Source organism: Streptomyces sp. NBC_01717, from assembly GCF_036248255.1.
Classification (GTDB): Bacteria; Actinomycetota; Actinomycetes; order Streptomycetales; family Streptomycetaceae; genus Streptomyces.
In genome coordinates this window covers 2,695,684-2,714,333 of record NZ_CP109178.1, presented here as the reverse complement: position 1 = coordinate 2,714,333, position 18,650 = coordinate 2,695,684, and the positions used below count along the sequence as shown (strand labels likewise).

The 18,650-nt window shown below is 67.7% G+C and carries 20 protein-coding genes and 3 pseudogenes; 11 read left to right on the top strand and 12 right to left on the bottom strand.

From position 1 onward, the window contains the following. Window positions 1-167: 167 nt before the first annotated feature. Complete coding sequence (locus OHB49_RS12330; RefSeq protein ID WP_329160238.1) at window positions 168-1,046, bottom strand: hypothetical protein; 879 nt, start codon at window positions 1,044-1,046, stop codon at window positions 168-170. 377 nt (window positions 1,047-1,423) lie between these two features. Continuing rightward, on the bottom strand, window positions 1,424-1,963 hold the full coding sequence (locus tag OHB49_RS12325) for an HdeD family acid-resistance protein (RefSeq protein WP_329160237.1): 540 nt from the start codon (window positions 1,961-1,963) through the stop codon (window positions 1,424-1,426). A gap of 705 nt (window positions 1,964-2,668) precedes the next feature. Here OHB49_RS12325 and OHB49_RS12320 point away from each other — a divergent pair. The 6 genes and pseudogenes from OHB49_RS12320 (at window position 2,669) to OHB49_RS12295 (ending at window position 6,756) form a co-directional block, all read left to right on the top strand. Continuing rightward, complete coding sequence (locus OHB49_RS12320) at window positions 2,669-3,007, top strand: MerR family transcriptional regulator (protein ID WP_329160235.1); 339 nt, start codon at window positions 2,669-2,671, stop codon at window positions 3,005-3,007. Between the two features lie 239 nt (window positions 3,008-3,246). Beyond that, window positions 3,247-3,430, top strand: a pseudogene (locus OHB49_RS12315) (cold-shock protein); the annotation flags it as partial. A 465-nt stretch (window positions 3,431-3,895) separates the two neighbouring features. Next, window positions 3,896-4,099 (top strand): cold-shock protein, encoded by a 204-nt coding sequence (locus OHB49_RS12310; RefSeq protein WP_030980875.1) that lies wholly within the window; start codon window positions 3,896-3,898, stop codon window positions 4,097-4,099. A 326-nt stretch (window positions 4,100-4,425) separates the two neighbouring features. Next, the gene (locus OHB49_RS12305; RefSeq protein WP_329160234.1) at window positions 4,426-5,946 is read left to right on the top strand and encodes a DEAD/DEAH box helicase; all 1,521 of its coding nucleotides are present in this window, start codon (window positions 4,426-4,428) and stop codon (window positions 5,944-5,946) included. A 46-nt stretch (window positions 5,947-5,992) separates the two neighbouring features. Then, a complete protein-coding gene (locus tag OHB49_RS12300) occupies window positions 5,993-6,397 on the top strand; it encodes a CBS domain-containing protein (RefSeq protein ID WP_329160233.1) in 405 nt (134 codons plus the stop codon). Between the two features lie 50 nt (window positions 6,398-6,447). Further along, window positions 6,448-6,756, top strand: a complete 309-nt coding sequence (locus OHB49_RS12295) for an SCO5918 family protein (RefSeq protein WP_030980872.1) — start codon at window positions 6,448-6,450, stop codon at window positions 6,754-6,756. A gap of 103 nt (window positions 6,757-6,859) precedes the next feature. Here the strand turns inward: OHB49_RS12295 and OHB49_RS12290 are convergent, their stop codons facing one another. Together OHB49_RS12290 and OHB49_RS12285 are read right to left on the bottom strand one after the other, a co-directional pair. Next, a complete protein-coding gene (locus OHB49_RS12290; protein WP_329160231.1) occupies window positions 6,860-7,219 on the bottom strand; it encodes a hypothetical protein in 360 nt (119 codons plus the stop codon). Between the two features lie 46 nt (window positions 7,220-7,265). Then, window positions 7,266-7,658, bottom strand: coding sequence for an ATP-binding protein (locus OHB49_RS12285; RefSeq protein ID WP_329166451.1), 393 nt, complete (start codon window positions 7,656-7,658; stop codon window positions 7,266-7,268). A gap of 1,377 nt (window positions 7,659-9,035) precedes the next feature. Between OHB49_RS12285 and OHB49_RS12280 the strand changes: the two genes are divergently transcribed. Both OHB49_RS12280 and OHB49_RS12275 read left to right on the top strand, forming a co-directional pair. Next, a complete protein-coding gene (locus tag OHB49_RS12280; protein ID WP_326792779.1) occupies window positions 9,036-9,374 on the top strand; it encodes a helix-turn-helix domain-containing protein in 339 nt (112 codons plus the stop codon). Between the two features lie 244 nt (window positions 9,375-9,618). Further along, entirely contained in the window at window positions 9,619-9,822 is a 204-nt protein-coding gene (locus OHB49_RS12275) for a cold-shock protein (RefSeq protein ID WP_019072426.1), read from the top strand. 273 nt (window positions 9,823-10,095) lie between these two features. Here OHB49_RS12275 and OHB49_RS12270 read toward each other — a convergent pair whose 3' ends face one another. Further along, a complete protein-coding gene (locus OHB49_RS12270) occupies window positions 10,096-10,656 on the bottom strand; it encodes a hypothetical protein (RefSeq protein ID WP_329160228.1) in 561 nt (186 codons plus the stop codon). Between the two features lie 278 nt (window positions 10,657-10,934). Here OHB49_RS12270 and trhA point away from each other — a divergent pair, with 278 nt between their 5' ends. Together trhA and OHB49_RS12260 are read left to right on the top strand one after the other, a co-directional pair. Then, window positions 10,935-11,720: a PAQR family membrane homeostasis protein TrhA gene (gene trhA / locus OHB49_RS12265; protein WP_443079655.1), complete on the top strand. Its 786-nt coding sequence runs from the start codon at window positions 10,935-10,937 to the stop codon at window positions 11,718-11,720. A 59-nt stretch (window positions 11,721-11,779) separates the two neighbouring features. Beyond that, window positions 11,780-12,154: pseudogene (locus OHB49_RS12260) on the top strand (transposase); the annotation flags it as partial. Here the strand turns inward: OHB49_RS12260 and OHB49_RS12255 are convergent. Next, a pseudogene (locus OHB49_RS12255) lies at window positions 12,154-12,858 on the bottom strand (IS256 family transposase); the annotation flags it as partial. The pseudogenes OHB49_RS12260 and OHB49_RS12255 overlap by 1 nt on opposite strands. Window positions 12,859-13,078: 220 nt before the next feature. Further along, window positions 13,079-14,002 (bottom strand): helix-turn-helix transcriptional regulator, encoded by a 924-nt coding sequence (locus tag OHB49_RS12250; RefSeq protein WP_329160226.1) that lies wholly within the window; start codon window positions 14,000-14,002, stop codon window positions 13,079-13,081. A 118-nt stretch (window positions 14,003-14,120) separates the two neighbouring features. Here OHB49_RS12250 and OHB49_RS12245 point away from each other — a divergent pair, with 118 nt between their 5' ends. Further along, the gene (locus tag OHB49_RS12245) at window positions 14,121-15,164 is read left to right on the top strand and encodes an NAD(P)-dependent alcohol dehydrogenase (RefSeq protein WP_329160224.1); all 1,044 of its coding nucleotides are present in this window, start codon (window positions 14,121-14,123) and stop codon (window positions 15,162-15,164) included. A gap of 11 nt (window positions 15,165-15,175) precedes the next feature. Here the strand turns inward: OHB49_RS12245 and OHB49_RS45835 are convergent, their stop codons facing one another. From OHB49_RS45835 to OHB49_RS12225, 5 genes are all read right to left on the bottom strand, one after another. Beyond that, window positions 15,176-15,577, bottom strand: coding sequence for an IS3 family transposase (locus OHB49_RS45835; RefSeq protein WP_443079520.1), 402 nt, complete (start codon window positions 15,575-15,577; stop codon window positions 15,176-15,178). Between the two features lie 182 nt (window positions 15,578-15,759). Then, window positions 15,760-15,927 carry a hypothetical protein gene (locus OHB49_RS12240; protein WP_329160222.1) on the bottom strand — a complete coding sequence of 56 codons (168 nt, stop codon included), beginning with the start codon at window positions 15,925-15,927 and terminating at the stop codon, window positions 15,760-15,762. Beyond that, window positions 15,887-16,573, bottom strand: coding sequence for a hypothetical protein (locus tag OHB49_RS12235; protein WP_329160221.1), 687 nt, complete (start codon window positions 16,571-16,573; stop codon window positions 15,887-15,889). Before OHB49_RS12235 ends, OHB49_RS12240 begins: the two co-directional genes overlap by 41 nt. A 584-nt stretch (window positions 16,574-17,157) precedes the next feature. Beyond that, window positions 17,158-18,042, bottom strand: a complete 885-nt coding sequence (locus tag OHB49_RS12230; protein ID WP_329160220.1) for a metallophosphoesterase family protein — start codon at window positions 18,040-18,042, stop codon at window positions 17,158-17,160. 141 nt (window positions 18,043-18,183) lie between these two features. Continuing rightward, window positions 18,184-18,573: an LppU/SCO3897 family protein gene (locus OHB49_RS12225; RefSeq protein ID WP_329160218.1), complete on the bottom strand. Its 390-nt coding sequence runs from the start codon at window positions 18,571-18,573 to the stop codon at window positions 18,184-18,186. Window positions 18,574-18,650 lie beyond the last annotated feature (77 nt).

The following is an 18,650-nucleotide window of genomic DNA, read 5'->3' as shown; positions in this document are numbered from 1 at the left end:
CTACGGCAATGCCCGCGAGGCTCCACCCCCCGAGTAGCGGGGCGGAGCCTCTGCGCGCTGGAAGGACAATCCGCTGTGAGTGGGTTCGGAACCCCTTCCCGAATTGGCGAGATCGGCCCTCGGCGACGCCCCGCGGAAGGGCCCACTTGTCTCCGCTCCCGGAAAGCTCACCTCCTTCGCTGGCGGCCCTGCTGAGACCCGGCAGGGCGGAGCTCGGTGCCGTTCTTCAGCAGTGCGAGGCGGACGGTGGCGAGGCTGGCCTCCTCTCGATCGGCGATGGCTTGCAGCGATAGGCGGTCGTGTTCGTACCAGATGCGCCACTGCCCGACGCGGGTGGCGGTGTGCTGGGTGCGCCGAAACCGTGGTGGGCTCCAGTCGACGGGGTGCTTCGACAGCAGGTAGGTGACGTGGGCGGTGGTGGTGTTCAAGGTGTGCGCGAGCTGGGCGATGGAGAAGTCGCCGCCGGGAACGGCCTGGTGGAGCTGGGCGACGCTGATGCTGTCCGTGTCGGGCCCGGGGAGCACGAGGTCGTGCAGTGCGCGGGCGGGGAGCCGCGGTGCCCATTGGACGGGCTCGTCGATGGTGTGCTCCTCGAGGAGGTTCTGTGCGGTGCGGTGGAGCAGTTTGGCCTCGGGGGGCAGGATCCGCCAGCGAAAGCGCTGGTATTGCTGGCGTTGAACGGGGGTGGCGGGCGCGATGTCCGGGTGGGCGAGGTGCGCGGGTGATCCGGTCAGGGTGTGGAATAGCCAGCGTTGTGCGTGTACGGCGTCGAGGCTGGGGTTGGATCGCAGCCGCCGCTGCAGATCCAGCCAGGTCTGCACGTCGATGAAGGGGGAGCGCGCGGCGAACAGCGCACGACGACGTGCATAGTCGATCGGGGCGCCGTGCACATCGAGGTGGTCGGCGAGCAGGATCAATGTGTGCAGGACATCGGCGCCGTCCTGGTGGCGGGTGAGGCCGGCGAGGAACGTGGACACGTTGTGGCTACTGACGGTGGTGCCGGTCAGGTGGACCGCGGCGCGGATCGAGGTGGTGTTGCCAGCCAACAGGCAGGCGACGGTGAGGAGTTCATCGATGCGTTGAGCAACGGGTTTGCCGCTGGGGTGACTTGGGGAAAGCCGCAAGGTCCACTCGGGCCATAGGGCGGTCGGTAGCGCGCAGCCGTACCCGTAGCGTCCCGGAACTGATCCGGCACCGCACGGGAGCCGGCAGGGTGACGGCTTCACCGTCCAGGCGCGGCCCTGGCTGGCGACGAGTCGCGCAGCAGGTTCCAGACAGAACGGGCAATGCGGGAGCGCGCGAGCCTCGAAGATCATGGCCGAACGTCGTGCTGTACCGGGCAGGTCCACAGATTGCCCGACTCGCCGGGCGGCCGTGCGGCTTTTCGCTGTTCGCCGGTGGCCGGCCGATCCGGCTCCGGTGATCAGTGCTGGGTGTGCGGACGGTGGAACAGGGGGCGCCGCTGGGCGGCGGGGGCCGGAGCAAGACGGCCCATTTTGACGCGCATCATGACGGCGCGGACCACCTCGGTCAGGCCCAGGACTATGGCCATGATGCCCACTACCAGGGTGAGTGCCGCGATCGAGGCGAACGGCGAGACGATCAGCACGATGCCCGCCAGAGCGCTGATGATCCCGAAAGCCACATGCCAGCCTCGGGCCGGCATGTCCTGGGCGGAGGCAGCCGCGGCCGTCTCCATGGTGCCGCGCAGCAGCCAGCTGAAGCCGATCCACAGGGCGAGCAGCAGGATCGACTCCAGGGCGCCTCGGAAGCAGATCAACCCCAGCAGGATGGAGAGCGAGCCTGTGAGGAAATGCATCACCCGAAGATGCCGGGGCACGTGGGTGCCGAAGGCGCCGGCCAGCTCGAAGACGCCGGTTGCCAGCAGATAGACGCCGAAGAGGTCGAGGTCGACTATCTCTCTGACTAGCGTACGAAAATCTATGTCGGCTGGAGTAGACATTGGGTGGTGGTGTGGTTATGGTTTCTCTCGTAGCCCAGAGAGACCGCGGGGCCTGGCAGACACGAACTGCCGGGCGGCAGTACACGCAGTTGCAGTTTGCAGGACGGTGCGGTGGTGGAGTTTCGAAGCCAGGGTTGTTGCAGGACGGCGACGGGACTGACGATCGGACCGGGTGGCCCGCAGTGATCAGGGGCCGCCGTGAGCAGTACCAGTTCACGCAGTACCCGTAAGCGCAGTTCGCAGTACCCGGCAGTGAAGTCAGTGAGCAGCACCTCGGTGAAGGCGTCGGCTGCGGACGCGCGCACCGGGAGGTTCGGCAGTGGGGTTCTAAGCCAGAGCAGACGCAGGACGGGCGACGGGGCTGGCTGCCGAAGAGTGGCGCTGTCACAGGCCACAGAGCAGTACGCAGGAGAGCAGTACCAGCGGTAGGTAAGTGATTGATCCCAGAGGGAAGAAACGGAGGAGTCGAGCGCCATCAGGATCGCCCGGGTGGAAGTCTTGAGCCCGGGTACCGCAGGACATCGATAGTGAGGTGGTCTCCGGTCAAGCAACCGCGATCCCCGCACTCCCGACAACTTTCAGGTCGGGTCAGCGGACACAGAAGGCCGACGCAGTATCAGGGTCGGCAGATGGTGTAGCAATTCCTTCGGGGCCCGGGTGCCATACGGCATCCGGGCCCCTCCACGCGTTCGACAGAGAGGTGCAATGACAGCAGACGACTCGTTCGGCCGTCTCGACGACGACGACTACCCCGCCTACACCATGGGCCGGGCCGCCGAAATGCTCGGCACCACCCAGAGCTTCCTCCGCGCCATCGGTGAAGCCCGCCTCATCACCCCGCTGCGTTCCGAGGGCGGCCATCGCCGCTACTCCCGTTACCAGCTGCGCATCGCTGCCCGCGCCCGGGAGCTCGTCGACCAGGGCACCCCCATCGAGGCCGCCTGTCGCATCGTGATCCTGGAAGACCAGCTCGAAGAAGCCCAGCGCATCAACGCCAAATACCGCCACGCCGCCGAATCTGAGAACCCGACGACCGAGGGCTGAGGTGGTGCGTGTCCGCCGGTACCGCACACGCCTGTCGGGAGTGTGGCGCGTCATGTTGTGACAGGCCGTGCGGACGCGTGGCTTCTGTGCCAACTGCCTTGACAGGAAGTTCCCTTCGCTCACACCTTCGTCGTGGGCGTTCTGCTGTGGCGGAGGGGCCAGGGTGGCCGCCTTCGTCTGCCGCATGTCGTAGGACGCATTCATCGACAGGAGGGCGTGAGGCAAGGGCCGCGGGAACTGTGAAGTGGTTTAACGCGCAGAGGGGCTGCGGCTTCATCGCCCGGACAGCGGCGGCTCGGACGTGTTCGCCCACCGTAGGGCGATCAGCCCGCGGGCTTACGTGAGTTCCAGGAAGGCCAGGCCGTGACGTTCGACGTCACCCAGGGCCAGAAGAGGCCCCGGGCCGAGACATCGCCCCCTTCAGTCTCAGTCGACGGTGGTGGGATCTGGGGCACTGGTGAGAGCGCTGCGCGGCGCTGATCTGCGTCGGGACCGGCGTACGGGCTGATGGGGGTGATGTTGCAGGGCGGTGCCACCCGCAATAATTGTGCCTTCCGAGCCGTAAACAGCGACCGCCCTTTCTGGAAAGCTGCATTTTGGGTGGGCCAATATCTATGACCGCGAGACGAGAGTTTTATGCGCCGCGCGGACAGTGTGTTTGCTGCAACGAACAGAGCGGAATTATTAACCGTACACAGGTCACTACCGCATGCTACTGTCGCTCCTAGTTGCAGTCGTGGTTCCCAAAAACTTCAACGCTTCCGCCGGGCTTTTCGGCCGCGGGAAGCGTTTTGTATTTCCGGTCATTTTCCGGGCGGGGCATCATCGCGGCGACCCGGTATCCGTGGATTGCGGGTCTCGGCGTACTGCCCCACAAGGAGATATGACATGGCGTCTGGCACAGTGAAGTGGTTCAACGCGGCCAAGGGTTTCGGCTTCATCGAGCAGGACGGTGGCGGCGCTGACGTGTTCGCCCACTTCTCGAACATCGCGGCTGAGGGCTTCCGTGAGCTGCTCGAAGGTCAGAAGGTCACCTTCGACATCGCGCCGGGCCAGAAGGGCCCGACGGCCGAGAACATCGTTCCCGCCTGACGCTGACGCGCACTCCGTAGCTGGGGCCCGCATCCCTCGGGGTGCGGGCCGGGCCCCACCTACGGTCATTCCCTGGGGCTTCCCCTGTGCCGCAACGACACCTACGGACCTTTTTCCAAGAACGCGGGCCTCTTTAAAGATGCGCCCGTAGCCGTCCGGGATTTAACGTCCGCATGACGTTACCCGCTTCATTGCCTGCATTTGTGCCGGAGTCACCGCAGGCCAGATCTGCTTTCGCATTTCGTTCGGCCCGTTCTTGTGATTCCCCGCGCTGTTCCTCTGCTGCGAGAATTCCTTGATACGTGCCGTATCAAGGAAGGTTCTGAATGAACCCCTCACGTACGAACAACCGCTCCTCCCGCACCCGCAGCCGGACCGGCGGTCCCGCTGTTGGCTCCGGCGCCGGTTCGCCCCGGGGCAGCCGCTTCGGCTCGCCCGCCCCGCGCCGTTCCGGAGGGCCGAGCCGCATGGGCGGCCAGGGTCGGCGGCCCGCGGCGGCCCAGGGCGAGTTCGCCCTGCCCGAGACGATCACCCCAGCGCTGCCCGCCGTCGAGGCGTTCGCCGACCTCGACATGCCCGAGCGGCTGCTGGCCTCGCTCATCGCACAAGGCATGCGCATCCCGTTCCCGATCCAGGGCGCGACCCTGCCCAACACCCTCGCGGGCCGCGACGTCCTCGGTCGCGGGCGCACCGGCTCAGGCAAGACCCTCGCCTTCGGCCTGGCCCTGCTGGCCCGCACCGCCGGACAGCGCGCCGAGCCCTGCCAGCCGCTGGCCCTGATCCTCGTACCGACGCGTGAGCTGGCACAACAGGTGACCGACGCCCTCACCCCCTACGCCCGCTCGGTGAGGCTGCGCCTGGCCACCGTCGTCGGCGGAATGCCGATCGGCAGGCAGGTCAACGCACTGCGCGGTGGCGCCGAAGTCGTCGTCGCGACGCCGGGCCGCCTGAAGGACCTCATCGACCGGGGTGACTGCCGGCTGAACCAGGTCGCGATCACCGTCCTCGACGAGGCCGACCAGATGGCCGACATGGGCTTCATGCCCCAGGTCACCGCACTCCTGGACCAGGTCCGCCCCGAGGGCCAGCGCATGTTGTTCTCCGCCACCCTCGACCGCAACGTCGACCTCCTGGTCCGCCGCTACCTCACCGACCCGGTGGTCCACTCCGTCGACCCGTCCGCAGGCGCGGTCACCACGATGGAGCACCACGTCCTGCACGTCCACGGCGCCGACAAGCACCGGACGACGACGGAGATCGCGGCGCGCGAAGGCCGGGTGATCATGTTCCTGGACACCAAGCACGCCGTCGACCGGCTGACGCAGGACCTGCTGAACAGCGGGGTGCGGGCCGCCGCGCTGCACGGCGGGAAGTCGCAGCCGCAGCGGACCCGGACCCTGTCCCAGTTCAAGACCGGGCACGTCACCGTGCTCGTCGCGACGAACGTCGCGGCGCGCGGTATCCACGTCGACAACCTCGACCTCGTCGTCAACGTCGACCCGCCGACCGACCACAAGGACTACCTGCACCGCGGCGGCCGCACCGCGCGGGCCGGCGAGTCCGGCAGCGTCGTCACCCTGGTCACCCCCAACCAGCGCCGCGACATGACCCGCCTCATGGCAGCCGCCGGCATCGTGCCCCGGACCACCCAGGTCCGCTCCGGGGAAGAGGCACTCAGCCGTATTACCGGCGCCCAGCCCCCCTCCGGCATTCCCGTGACGATCACCGCGCCGGTGGCCGAGCGGCGTCCGCGCAGCCGCAGCGCGGCCTCCCGAGGCCGACGCAGCCCCGCTTCGGCGGCCCGGCGCGTGACCGTACGGCAGTCCTCCTTCGACGCGGCGGCCTAGAACGTTCGTGATCAGGGAACTGACCCACTTCTGCAGGAGGCACATTTTGACGCTGGTTCAGATGCAAGCCCGCCCGGCGGGCGCCACTCCCGTGCACAGGACGGTGGCCGACACCATGGACGCGGCCGGACCGCAGGTCTGTGACGACATGAGCGTCGAGGTGGCGCTGTCCGTCATGGCCGCCGCCCGCACGGGTCGACTGGTCGTCTGCGACCAGGACGGCCTGCGCACCGGCCTGGTCACCCAGACCGAACTGGCTGCCGTTTGTGACAGCTCCGCTTACACGGACCGTGTCCGCCTGCGCGACATCCTCGGCGACCACGGCGCGTTCACCTCACCCGTGACCACTGCGGCCGAAGCCGAGCACGCGATGCACTGCCTCCGGCTCGGTGCCCTGCCGGTGGTCGAGGAGCAAGGCAGCGCCCTGGGCATCCTCGCCCTCTCTCGCTGAAGCGCCTCACCCTGGTCGGACCGTTTTCCCCCTTCTCCCTGTGAGGCCACATGCGCTGCGTCATCGCCCGCTTCCCCTTCGAGCTCACCAAGAGCGGCGTGCTGGAATCGATGAAGGGCATCAAGCCCGAACCGGGCACCGGCGAATCCGTGACCATCGGCCGCCGCCGCTACCCCGTCAAGCAGGTCGGCCAGGTCGTCACCCGCCAGGACCGCCGTGACTTCAGCGCCGCCGAGGTACTCCGGGCCATGACTCAGCTCGGCTTCACCTGCCGCACCCTCCCCGAGGCCGCACCCGTGCGCATCCTCAGCTCGCTCCAGCGAGCTTCCGCGATGCTCGGCACTCCCGTATCCGTCTGACCGACGGAACAGGCACGAGTCGACACCTGAACGGCAGTGGGCCCGACCGGCGCGCCGGTCGGGCCCACACTGCGTGCGACGGGTTCCCGCCGCACTGGTTTGCTCAGTGGTCGGAATAGCTGAAGTCGCCCACGGTCCAGGCGCTGACGTCCTCGATCGCGACCCGGTACATCCCGCCCGTCTCCGGGATGCCCACCGTGCCCTGCAGGATCCGGGCGACATGGAAGTGCAGATGCGTGGGCGGCCCGTCCTTCTTCGTGGGGGCGTCGAAGATGGAGGAGAACTCTCCCAGGCGGTCGGAGTCCGTCAGCACCTCCGACACCCTCAGCCTCCACACGGCTTCGGGAGCCAGCCGACCGGTGATGACAGCACCACCGGTGACTACGGTCAGGGACATCTGATTGCTCTGCCCGGACTCCACCAGGGCAGCGACGTCAAAGAGCAGCTCGTCAGGCTTCGACATGAGGCAGATTATATTCACCGGCCATCCGGCTGCTTGACCGGTGGCGCTACCAGGCAAGATGCGCGCTCACGGTTTTGCCGCCGGAGGCCCGGCGGGTGACCGCGGTGGCGCGGGCGAGTCGGTTGACCATGGGCCAGCCGAAGCCCCCGGTGCCGCCGTTCAGGTCAGGGGTGCGCATGCGCGGCGCATGCCGGCTGGGGTCGTGGACGGCCACCTCGATGGTGTCGGGGTGCGCAGTCAGTTCCAATGTGCAGGTGCCCCCGCCGTGGCGCAGGGCGTTGGTGACGAGCTCGGACACGACCAGGACCACGGAGTCCGCGGCGTCAGGGGCCACGGCCGGCTGCCGCAAGCCTTCGAGGAAGGCCCGAGCCGCGTCACGCGCGTCGGCAACGGCTCCCGTGGAACGGGCGGTTGTGGCATTGACGGTCATCATGTTCATCAGGGTCACCCTGGTCTGTGGATCGTCCATGCCCGGCCTTCGCTTACCCGACCCTTGTGCCCCGCCCCTCCACCCGCCAACCCGGCAGAGCCACAGTGCTTGCCGAAGGGGACTGAGGACCACAGTCGACGCGTGGCCGCACGCTGCCGTGCGCCCGTGTCACGATGCCGGCCCACGGCCTGCCCGAGTCGTGGGCTCGCGCCGATTCGAGCAGGCGGCCCATCCCCGGCGATGCCACCGGCCGGGCGAGCACGAGAGTGACCGCGGGACGAGTAAACAGATCCTCGACAAGGCACTGACGCGGCAGCAGGAGCGCCAGGCTGCGGATCGCGGCGCCTGCACGCACGCTTCCACGAGCTGCTCGATCATCGGGCCGGGATCGTCGAGGGCGGCGCAGGTCCTTGTGCCACGCCCGTCAACGGCAGACCTGTGGGGTGATACGGCCGGAAACGTCCGTCCCCGGTCGGTGTGTCAGTCACTGCCCAGTGTTGGCCGGTGCCCGCCGACGGTAGCCGCGGCGCAGTCGGCGACGTCACGCTCAGCCCGACGTGCTGCGCGGCTGTGCGTCACTCCGGGCGCCGGACTGAGCTTCGGAGCCGCTTGAACCATCCATAGACCGGTCGACGCGGATTACCTCATCTTCGAGTGCGCGGAAATCTATGCCCGCTGGAGTAGACATTGGGTGGTGGTGTGGCTATGGTTTCTCTCGTAGCCGAGATCAGCAAGGCCCGGCAGAGACGAACTGCCGGGCAGTAGTACACGCAGTTGCAGTGCGCAGGACGGTGCGGTGGTGGAGTTCCGAAGCCAGGGCTGTTGGTGACGGGGCTGACGGCCGGACCGGGTGGCCCGCAGTGATCAGGGGCCGCCGTGAGCAGTAGTGCAGTAGCAGTTGTGTAAGTGCAGTTCCTAGTACCAGCAGCGTGGTTGTCATTGGTTCCTCGGTGAAGGCGTCGGCTGCGGACGCGCGCACCGGGAGGTTCGGCAGTGGGGTTCTAAGCCAAAGCAGATGCAGGACGGGCGACGGGGCTGGCTGCCGAAGAGTGGCGCTGTCGCAGGCCACTGGGTAGTTCGCATCACCAGCAGTACGCAGTACCCCGCTTGGTAAGTGATTGATCCCAGAGGGAAGAACGGAGGAGCCAGGCACCATCAGGATCGCCCGGGCGGAAGTCTTGGACCCGGGTACCGCAGGACATCGATAGTGAGGTGGTCTCCGGTCAAGCAACCGCGATCCCCGCACCCCCGACAGCATTCCGGTCGGGTCCGCGGAAACAGAGGGCCGGCGCAGTATCAGGGCCGGCAGATGGTGTAGCAGTTCCTTCGGGGCCCTGGTGCCAGTACGGCACCAGGGCCCCTCCACACGTTCCACAGAGAGGTGCAATGACAGCAGACGACTCGTACGGCCGTCTCGACGACGACGACTACCCCGCCTACACCATGGGCCGGGCCGCCGAAATGCTCGGCACCACCCAGAGCTTCCTCCGCGCCATCGGCGAAGCCCGCCTCATCACCCCGCTCCGATCCGCGGGCGGCCACCGCCGCTACTCCCGCTACCAGCTGCGCATCGCCGCACGCGCCCGGGAACTCGTCGACCAGGGCACCCCCATCGAGGCCGCCTGCCGCATCGTCATCCTCGAAGACCAGCTCGAAGAAGCCCAGCGCATCAACGCCGAACACCGCCGCACCGCCGAATCACCAAACCCAACGGCAGCTGCATGAGATGAGCGTGCCCGTCAGCGTCGGCGGGCACCGCACGCACGATCTCGGTGTGAGGCGTGATCGTTTCCTATGGTGACGCGGTGTGTGGGCGTGTAGCGTCTGCGTCAGCTGTCGTGGTTCGGAATTCTCCCTTGCCCACGCCTTTGGTGTGGGCGCTTTGCTGTGCTGTGCCGCAGGAACCAGGGCGATCACCTCTGCCTTCCACATGGAGTGGGAGGCGTTCATCGACTGGAAGGCATAAGACATGGCAACGGGAACTGTGAAGTGGTTCAACGCGGAGAAGGGCTTCGGTTTCATCGCGCAGGACGGCGGCGGCCCGGATGTCTTCGCGCACTACTCCGCGATCAACTCCTCGGGCTTCCGTGAGCTCCAGGAGGGCCAGGCCGTGACGTTCGACGTCACCCAGGGCCAGAAGGGCCCGCAGGCCGAGAACATCAACCCGGCCTGACCTCTCGACCTTGCACGAGGGGTCACACACACGCGTCCGGTGACCGCCGCCCGTGTGGGCCGTGCCGCTCACCCGGACGAAGGCGCCTGCTCTCGCGCCGGGCGTGCACAGGATCAGGGCCGCGCAGCCATTGCTGTGCGGCCCTGATCGGTTGAGGCGCGGGGCCGGTGCGACCTCGGCCCGGAACTTCCTGACCTCAGTCGCTTCAAGCGTCGTCGGGCTCGGGCGCCGCATGCCCTGCACGGCTGTCGTGCAGCTTGGAGGAGCAGACGTTCAGACGCTCGTCCAGGCGTCGACGAAAGCTTTCCGTCCAGCCGGATCGTCCCATCTGCGGTCCGCATGCAGGACGCGCCAGGCGGTGAGCTCGAGATCTCGGAGCCACAGTTCTCCGATGACCTGTGTCTTGAGGTCGGGAAAATGGTCGGACTCGACAAGGGCTTGACCGATCACCTCCCCGGCTGCGATGCGCTGGGGCGGGGTCATCTCATCGACAGCCGAGAGGATCTGTCGGGCCAGGGCGGTTCCCTCTCCTGCCAGGGAACGCAGCACCAGAGCCTTGATGTTGACGGGTAGCAGGTACGCGGTGCCCGAGGACGTCCACAGGTCCGACCAGAACCGTTCTCCTGCCGTGGTGGGGGCAGGTAGCGCGGCCAGCAGGCCGAGAAGATGGCCGGTGGCCGCATAGCCGTCGGAGTGGGCAGCTGCGACGACTGCGATGCCGGCGACGCCCTCCACCTTGAGGTGGCTGGCTTCGAGATGCGGGGCCAGGCCCAATTGGTGTTCCAACTGGTCTGCGAGGGTGCTGGATACGTGGGGGCGGACCTCAGGAAGCATCGGCGATCCTTGTGCGTAAGCGAGCGGAGATGCCCGTTCGGGAGCCGTTCGGGAGCCCTGATCGTTGCCATGACCAGCCGATCTACTCGGCTTCGGCAGACTCAATTGGCGGCAGGATCAACGGGGCTGGGGTTCACGCGGCGGCGAAGCAGCCCATGCCCGGCGATGTGGGCCTGGGGTTCGAGACCGACCTCCCAGAATGCTGTCTGGGTGAGGTCTCCTAGCATGACCGCATGATTGCCGGTGATGCCCAGGAGTCCGAGGGGGGACGAGAGGCTGTGTCTCGCGACGCTGCTGAAGCCGAATACATTCACGTCGCCTCAGTGCGTGGAGAATGCCGTGAAGACGGGCTGCCCTGCGGATCACAAGGTGACTATGCAGGGGGGAACGCTTACTCGGTTGCCGCTCTGGTGGAGCGGGTGGCAGACCTGGCCGAACCGATCAAGCCGAGGTTGCGTGGCTGGCTGCATGCCGGAATGGTCCCCGCCGCACTGATCGCAGGCATCGTGCTCATCTGCCTGGCTCGTACCCCGCAGGCGGCCGTGGCCTGCGCCGTGTACTCGGTCACCGCCTGGCTGTTGTTCGCAACGAGCGCCATCTACCACCGCGGCACCTGGGGGCCGCTGGGCGAGGCTCTTCTGCGACGTCTCGACCATGCCAACATCTTCCTGATCATCGCCGGCACCTGCACCCCCCTGGCCGTGCTCCTCCTCCCGCCGGAACAGCGGTCCGTGCTGCTGTGGATCGTGTGGGCGGGCGCATTGGCCGGCATCGCGTTCCGGGTCCTGTGGGTCGCAGCTCCGCGCTGGCTGTACACCCCGTGCTACCTGGCCCTGGGGTGGGCACCGGTGAGCTACCTGCCCGACTTCTTGCACACCGGCGGAGCGGCCGTACTCGCCCTGATCGTGGCCGGCGGTCTCCTCTACAGCGCGGGCGCGGTCGTCTATGCCCTCCAGCGACCCGACCCCTCGCCCCGCTGGTTCGGCTTCCACGAGGTGTTCCACGCGCTGACCGTGGCCGCCTTCACCGCGCACTACGTCGCCATCTCCCTGGCCACCTACTGACCGCGACAGCGTTCCGGCTCGCGTCGCTCGTCACCCACGTTGCCACGCGCTGGGCCGCGACGGGCTGGGCGGCCACCGGGCTGGTGAATGCGATCGGCGCCGTCCTGCCGGGCGCCTCGTGGCAGAGATGCCGCACCCACTACGCCCGGAATTTGCTCTGCCAGGTCCCCAAGTCCGCTCAGCCGTGGGTCGCGACCCTGATGCGGACGGTCTTCGAACAGCCGGACACTGACGCAGTCCACGCCCAGATGACACACCTGATGGACGCCCTGGAGGCCAAGTTCCCTAAAGCCGCCGACCACTTGAACGCCGCCCGGTCGGACCTGCTGGCGTTCACCGCCTTCCCGCGCGAGGTCTGGCGGCAGATCTGGCCGAACAACCCACAAGAACGCCTGAACAAGGAAATCCGCCGCCGCACCGACGTCGTCGGGGTGTGCGCGTCGGAGATGACGAGCTGGACGCCGGCCAGGCCGCGGGTGATGAGCGAGCGCAGGAAGGCGAGCCAGCCGGCGCCGTCCTCGACGGTGGCGACGTCGATGCCGAGGATCTCGCGGTGCCCGTCGGCGTTGACACCGACCGCGATCAGCGCGTGGACGTTGATGATCCGGCCGCCCTCGCGGACCTTCTGGGGCAGGGCGTCGACCCGGACGAACGCGTACGGGCCGGCGTCCAGTGGCCGGTTGCGGAAGGCGGCGACGTGTTCATCGAGGTGCTTGGCCATCGCCGAGACCTGGGACTTCGATAGCTGGGTCACTCCGAGGGACTCTGCGAGTTTCTCGACCCGGCGGGTGGAGACGCCGAGCAGGTAGGCGGTGGCGACCACCGAGATCAGGGCCTGCTCTGCCCGGCGGCGGCGTTCGAGGAGCCAGTGCGGGAAGTAACTGCCCTGCCTCAGCTTGGGGATGGCGAGTTCGACGGTGCCGGCCCGGGTGTCCCACTCGCGCGGGCGGTAGCCGTTGCGGTGGTTGACGCGTTCGTCGCTGACCTGCCCGTATTCGGCGCCGCAGAGGGCGTCGGCCTCCGCAGACATCAACGCATCGGCGAACGTCTTGACCATCGCGCGCAACAGATCCGGACTCGCCGCGGCGAGATTGTCCTCCGTGAGGGCGTGCAGGGGCACACTGTCAGGTGCGGTCATCGTGCTGATCTCTCCTTCAAAGACTTGGTCGTCTTGAAGGATCAGCCGGTGGCCGTTCATCTATGCGGGCGTCATCTCTGAAGCCGAAACAAACCCCCGGATCGGGTCGAACCCGTACACCACTTCCAAGGACGCAACCCCAGCAGCACCGCTCCGGCCTGCGTCACCACACCACGATGACCGTCGCCCTCGGCACACACGGTGTCGTTTCCGCGGGGGTTCAGGGGTGTGGTGTGTGGCTGTTTGTCTGGACTGTGTTCGTGCCCCAGCTCGCGAGGAGGCGCAGGGCTTCCGCTGACGTGGAGCCGGGCTCGGCGTGGTACACGCACAGGAACTGTTCGTTGTCGTCCGGGAGGTGCATTGTCTCGTAGGCAAGGGTGAGGTCGCCGACCAGTGGATGCCGCATCCGCTTCACGCCGTGGCCTTTCTCCTTTACGTCGTGCGTGGCCCACAGCCGCCTGAATTCCTCGCTCTTGACGGAGAGCTCACCTACGAGTGCTGACAGGTCGGGGTCCTGCGGGTGCTGGCCCGCGTACTGTCGCAGATAGCTGACGATGTCGGACGCCTTGGAGTCCCAGTCCAGGAACAGTTCGCGGTATTCGGGGGAGAGGAAGGTCAGCCGCGCCCAGTTGCGTTCGCCGGGCGGCAGCTTGCCCCAGTCGCCGAACAGCGCCGCCGCCATTGGGTTCCAGGCGAGGATCTGCGAGCGTGCTCCGCCGATGTACGCGGGCACGCCCTCCATCGACTCGAGCAGCTGCTGCAGGGCCACCCGCACCTGCTGCCGCTTGGGTGCCCGGTACTTGCTGCGCTGCTGCTTCGGCTTGGCGAGGTGGGTGAGATGCGCATGCTCGGCGTCGGTCAGGCGCAGGGCCCGCGCGATCGAGTCGAGCACCTCCGCCGACACATTGCGCCCGTTGCCCTGCTCCAGCCGTGTGTAGTAGGCCACCGAGACCCCGGCCAGCTGTGCCAGCTCCTCGCGCCGCAGCCCCGGCACCCGCCTGTGCCGCCCGTGCGCGGGGATTCCCACGTCGTCCGGCTTGAGCCGGGCCCGCCGGGTGCGCAGGAATTCGCTGAGCTCGGCCCGGCGGTCGAGGCCGTCGGGGAGGGCTGCCTGTCCGTCGTCCGTGGCGGGGGTCTCGTCCATGACACCAAGTATTCCCGGTCCTACGACCAGGAGCCTGACCCCGTCAGTAGCAGGACCACTGGATGTACGCACAGCGGTGACCTGGGTGAACCGGCTGTGAGGAGGCACTGTGGAGAGCATGACCACGACTGTTGCTGCATATGCCGCCCCCAGCGCCAAGGCCCCGTTGGAGCGCACCACCATCGAGCGCCGCACAGTCGGCGAGTTCGACGTCCTGATCGACATCAAGTTCGCCGGCATCTGCCACTCCGACATTCACCAGGCCCGCGAGGGCTGGGGCGAGGCCATCTTCCCGATGGTGCCCGGCCACGAGATCGCCGGCGTCGTCGGCGAGGTCGGCTCCGGCGTGACGAAGTTCAAGGTCGGAGACAGGGTCGGCGTCGGCTGCATGGTCGACTCCTGCCGCGAGTGCGAGAACTGCAAGGCCGGGCAGGAGCAGCACTGCATGCGCGGGAACGTCGGCACGTACAACGCCATCGGCCGCGACGGCGAGCCCACCTACGGCGGCTACTCACAGAAGGTCGTCGTCGACGAGAACTTCACCGTCCGCATACCGGACGGGCTGTCCCTGGACGTGGCCGCGCCACTGCTCTGCGCCGGCATCACCACGTACTCCCCGCTCAAGCACTGGGGCGCGGCCCCCGGCAAGAAGGTCGCCGTGGTCGGCCTGGGCGGCCTCGGCCACATGGCCGTCAAGATCGCGCACGCCCTCGGCGCCGAGGTCACGGTCCTCTCCCAGTCGCTGCGCAAGAAGGACGACGGCCTGAAGCTGGGCGCCGACCACTACTACGCCACCAGCGACCCCGCCACCTTCGAGAACCTGGCCGGTACCTTCGACATCATCCTCTCCACAGTGTCGGCGCCCCTGGACTTCGGCGCGTACCTGAGCCTGCTGAAGACGGGCGGCGCCCTGGTGAACGTAGGCGCCCCCGAGGAGCCCGTCGCCCTGAACCTGTTCTCCTTGATCGGCGGCAACAAGACCCTCGCCGGTTCGATGATCGGCGGCATCGCCGAGACCCAGGAGATGCTCGACTTCTGCGCGGAGCACGACCTCGGTGCCGAGATCGAGCTGATCGAGGCGAGCCGGATCAACGAGGCGTACGAGCGTGTCCTCGCCTCGGACGTGCGCTACCGCTTCGTGATCGACACGGCGACGATCTGAGTTTCGCGGCTTTACCAAGCGGGTAATCGACGCCCTCCCCGGGCTCCGGCAGGATCGCCCATATCCACAAGATCTCGAGGAGGGCTCGCCGATGATCGCCTACGGCATAGCCGTTCTGCGTCCCACGCTCCCGGTGCACGCCGAGTTCTGGAGTACATCGAGCGCGTGCAGGGCACCTTCGAGCCGTACGGTGGGTGCTTCCTCTCGCACGGCAAGCCCGGCGAGTGGGTGGAGCGGCTCTTGCCCTGCCGGGTCAGTGAGCGACGCCGACGCGGCGGCTTACGGCCCTGCGAGCCCAGGTCGGCCATGATCTCGGCGACGGTGTTCATCGACACCTGCCAGCCCTCGGCCCACAGGTCCAGCGTGATCCGCGGCGAGCCATACGTGTCGCCCGACTCACGAAAGAAGTGCATGATCCTCTCCTCCCATCGCGCCCTCCTGACCTCGCGTTTCGTCGGCTCGGCCGGACCCCGGCGCCACTTGTAGAACCATGCCTCCGACAGGCCCAACGCGCGGCAGGCGACGGTGTGCGGGATGCCGTACTCGGTCCTCTAGTCGCTGATCACCCTGACGAGCAATGCCGGTTCCCCCTCAGCTACTTCACCCACAGAACCATGCAGCGTTTGAGGACATCACGCTCCATCTCCAGCTCCCTGATCCGCTTGCTCTTCTCCGCGTCCAATCGGCGCAACCGGACCAGCGCAACAATCCGCACGGCCCCCTCACGGAACTCCACGTGGAACTTCGGCCTCTTCTCCGCCATGACTCCCAACTTCCCCTGCAGTCAAGGTGTCTACGCTACGAGGGGAAGGTCGTGTGTAGTTGACTGATGCGCAGAGCGTCATCAGCCCGAACTGCACGAAAGTGTGCAGGAATGCCCGGACGAGGTGTTCTCCGAAGGCGGGCGCTGGTGGACTGCGGCGCGGTGTTCTCCTTCGTAGGTGAGGGGCTGGTGGCCCGGTATGCCGCCGGGCCACCAGAGTGCTGAATGAGGGGATGAGCTGCGGGTTTCGGGGGCGAGTCAGCCGCACGCGGGGCAACGGCTGACGTGCTTTGGCGAGCGCTTTGGCCATCTGCTGTCGGGCGTTTCGCGCGTGGGCGGCGCTGATTTCCGCCGACACTTCGTCGGCATGGCTGTGTGCGCGGCTGTTCAGCGCGGCGATCTCGCGCTCGAACTCGTCGCGAATCCGGACGAAGCGGCGGCAGGTCCTCACGTATTGCTCCTGCTCGTGGTCGTGGGCGTGCTGCGCAGCTGCGACACAGGACGAGTCCCAGCCGTCGTTTCGGCCGCCCACGAGTCCTTCGCGGCGGATGATCTCATGCAGTTGGACTCGGGTGACGGCCTCGTTGCCGTCCCGCTTCAGCAGCGCGGGCACGTGCGGACGAACCTTCGCCACCAGCTCCTCCACGGCACGTTGCTCCTTCGCCTCACGCTCCCGATCCTCGCTGGCGGATCCCCGGTCCCTGGTGTGTACGGTCCCCGGCCCCTGGTCCCCAGCGGTGGTGGTGTCGGTCCTCGGTTCGACGGCTGGTCCGCGGTCCCCGGCGACGTCGAGTCCCGGTCCCCGGTTCCCGGCGCCCAGAAGCCGATTCCTGTCCCCAGTTCGCACAGTGGGAGCAGTCCAACTCGCCCCGGGGCCGGGTTCGTCGTAGGCCAAGCGGTGGAGCTTGGCCCACACCGGGGCCTTCGTCCCTATCCCGGGCCCCTCCCTGAGTCGGTAGCGTCTTGACGCTCGTTTGACGCTCTGGGTACCCGCACAGAGCACGATGAGCCTAGAAGGAGGCTCTGACCTGGTCTTTTCTGTGACGTGTTCAGGCTGACATCTTTCCGATGACGCACCACGTGGAGTGCGTGGCGATCCTTGAGCCTGCTGAGAAGGGCGCCTGACCTGCGGTTTTGTGGCGCGTATTGGTCGTCGGCACACGGTCAGGGTACGTCCGGGCTTCAGGACCGTGCCGACGGTGAGCTGGCGCACCGGCTCCTGGCCCCTGATCAGGCGCCGGGGCCCAGCCGGTCGATGACCGAGCGGAGCTGTTCGCGGTCGAGTTCGTACACCGTCTCGCCCGCCCGCGGGTCACGTGCGTGGAGCACGTGGAACAGCGGGGCGTGGGGACCGTCGAGGTCGACGAGGGTCGCCGAGGCCCCGCGAACGGCCCGCTCGGTCCCCGGCGGTCCGGTGAGGTCGACGCGGCTGAGGACCCCGGGGGTCACCCACACCGGGACCGACGCCAGGTGGCCGAAGAGCTGCAGGTGGAAGTGGCCGGAGAGGACGAGCCGTACATCGGTGCCGCGTACGGCGTCCGCCAGATCGGAGCCGTTCTGCAGCCCCAGGGCTTTCTGGACCTCGACGCCGAGGGCAACCGGCGGGTGGTGGAGGACCACCACGGACCCGTGGGGCGCGGGCACGGCCAGTACCGCGCGCAGCCAGTCGAGTTGGCGCGCGCCGATCCGGCCGTACACCTTGCCGGGGACGAGTGAGTCGAGCGTGATGAAGCGGCGGCCGCCGATGACGCTCGCCGCGCCACGCTCGCCCTCGGGGGAGTCGACCACCGTCGCGGCCAGGTCGCTCCCGTCGGCGCCGAGGTGTCCGCTGCCCAGCACCTTGGCGAAAGCCCCGCGCTCGTCGTGGTTGCCGGTGCAGAAGACCACGGCGGCCCGTTTGCGGAGGGCGAACCCCCGCACCATGCGGCGCGCCGCCGTGTACGCCTCCACGGAGCCGTCGTCGGCGACGTCCCCGCTGACGACGACGACGTCGACGTCCGGGACGGTCTCCAGGTCGGTGAGCATCCGGCGCAGTGACTCCCTGGCGTTGATGCCGCGGGAGTTGGACGCCTCGGAGGGGCCGATGTGGATGTCGGATATGTGAAGGATCCGCATCCCGCACAGAATACCGTCGCTTTGACGGAGCGTCACTACTGCCACGGCGACCTTGCGGCACCTGACGACGCGCGGCGCGGTGCCGTGAAGTTCCTGGCGCCGGCGGCCGGCGCCAGGAACCTCACCCCGTTGTGTGAGGGCTCACTTGAGGGGTTCGAGGCAGAGGGTGAAGTCCCGGCCCGCGCCGCCCTGGGTGTAGCGCTGGTACTGGTCGTCGCAGGTTCCGTCCGTGCCGGAGGCGCGGCTGGCGACCTTGAACTGGGCTTCGGGTGTGCCGCAGTCCACGATCTCGAACTCGGGATCGCCGACGGATATCACCGCGGTGGCCGCCGCGTTGCCGGCGTGCAGGCAATCACCCGCGTTGGCGGTCGCGGCGCCCCCGAACCAGGTCGTGTAGCCGCCGTATACGACGACACCGACCACGACGACGCTGACGACTCCCTTGAGGACGCGCTTGACGCTCCAGCGGCGGGCGGGGGCCGGGGCGGCGGGGTGTCTGTACGGGTTCTGGCCGGGCGGCGGAGTGGTCATCGGGGTCCCCCTGAGATGTCGTGGGCAAGGTCAATCGGCGGCAGAAAATACCATCATTGACGCGACACTGGGACCAG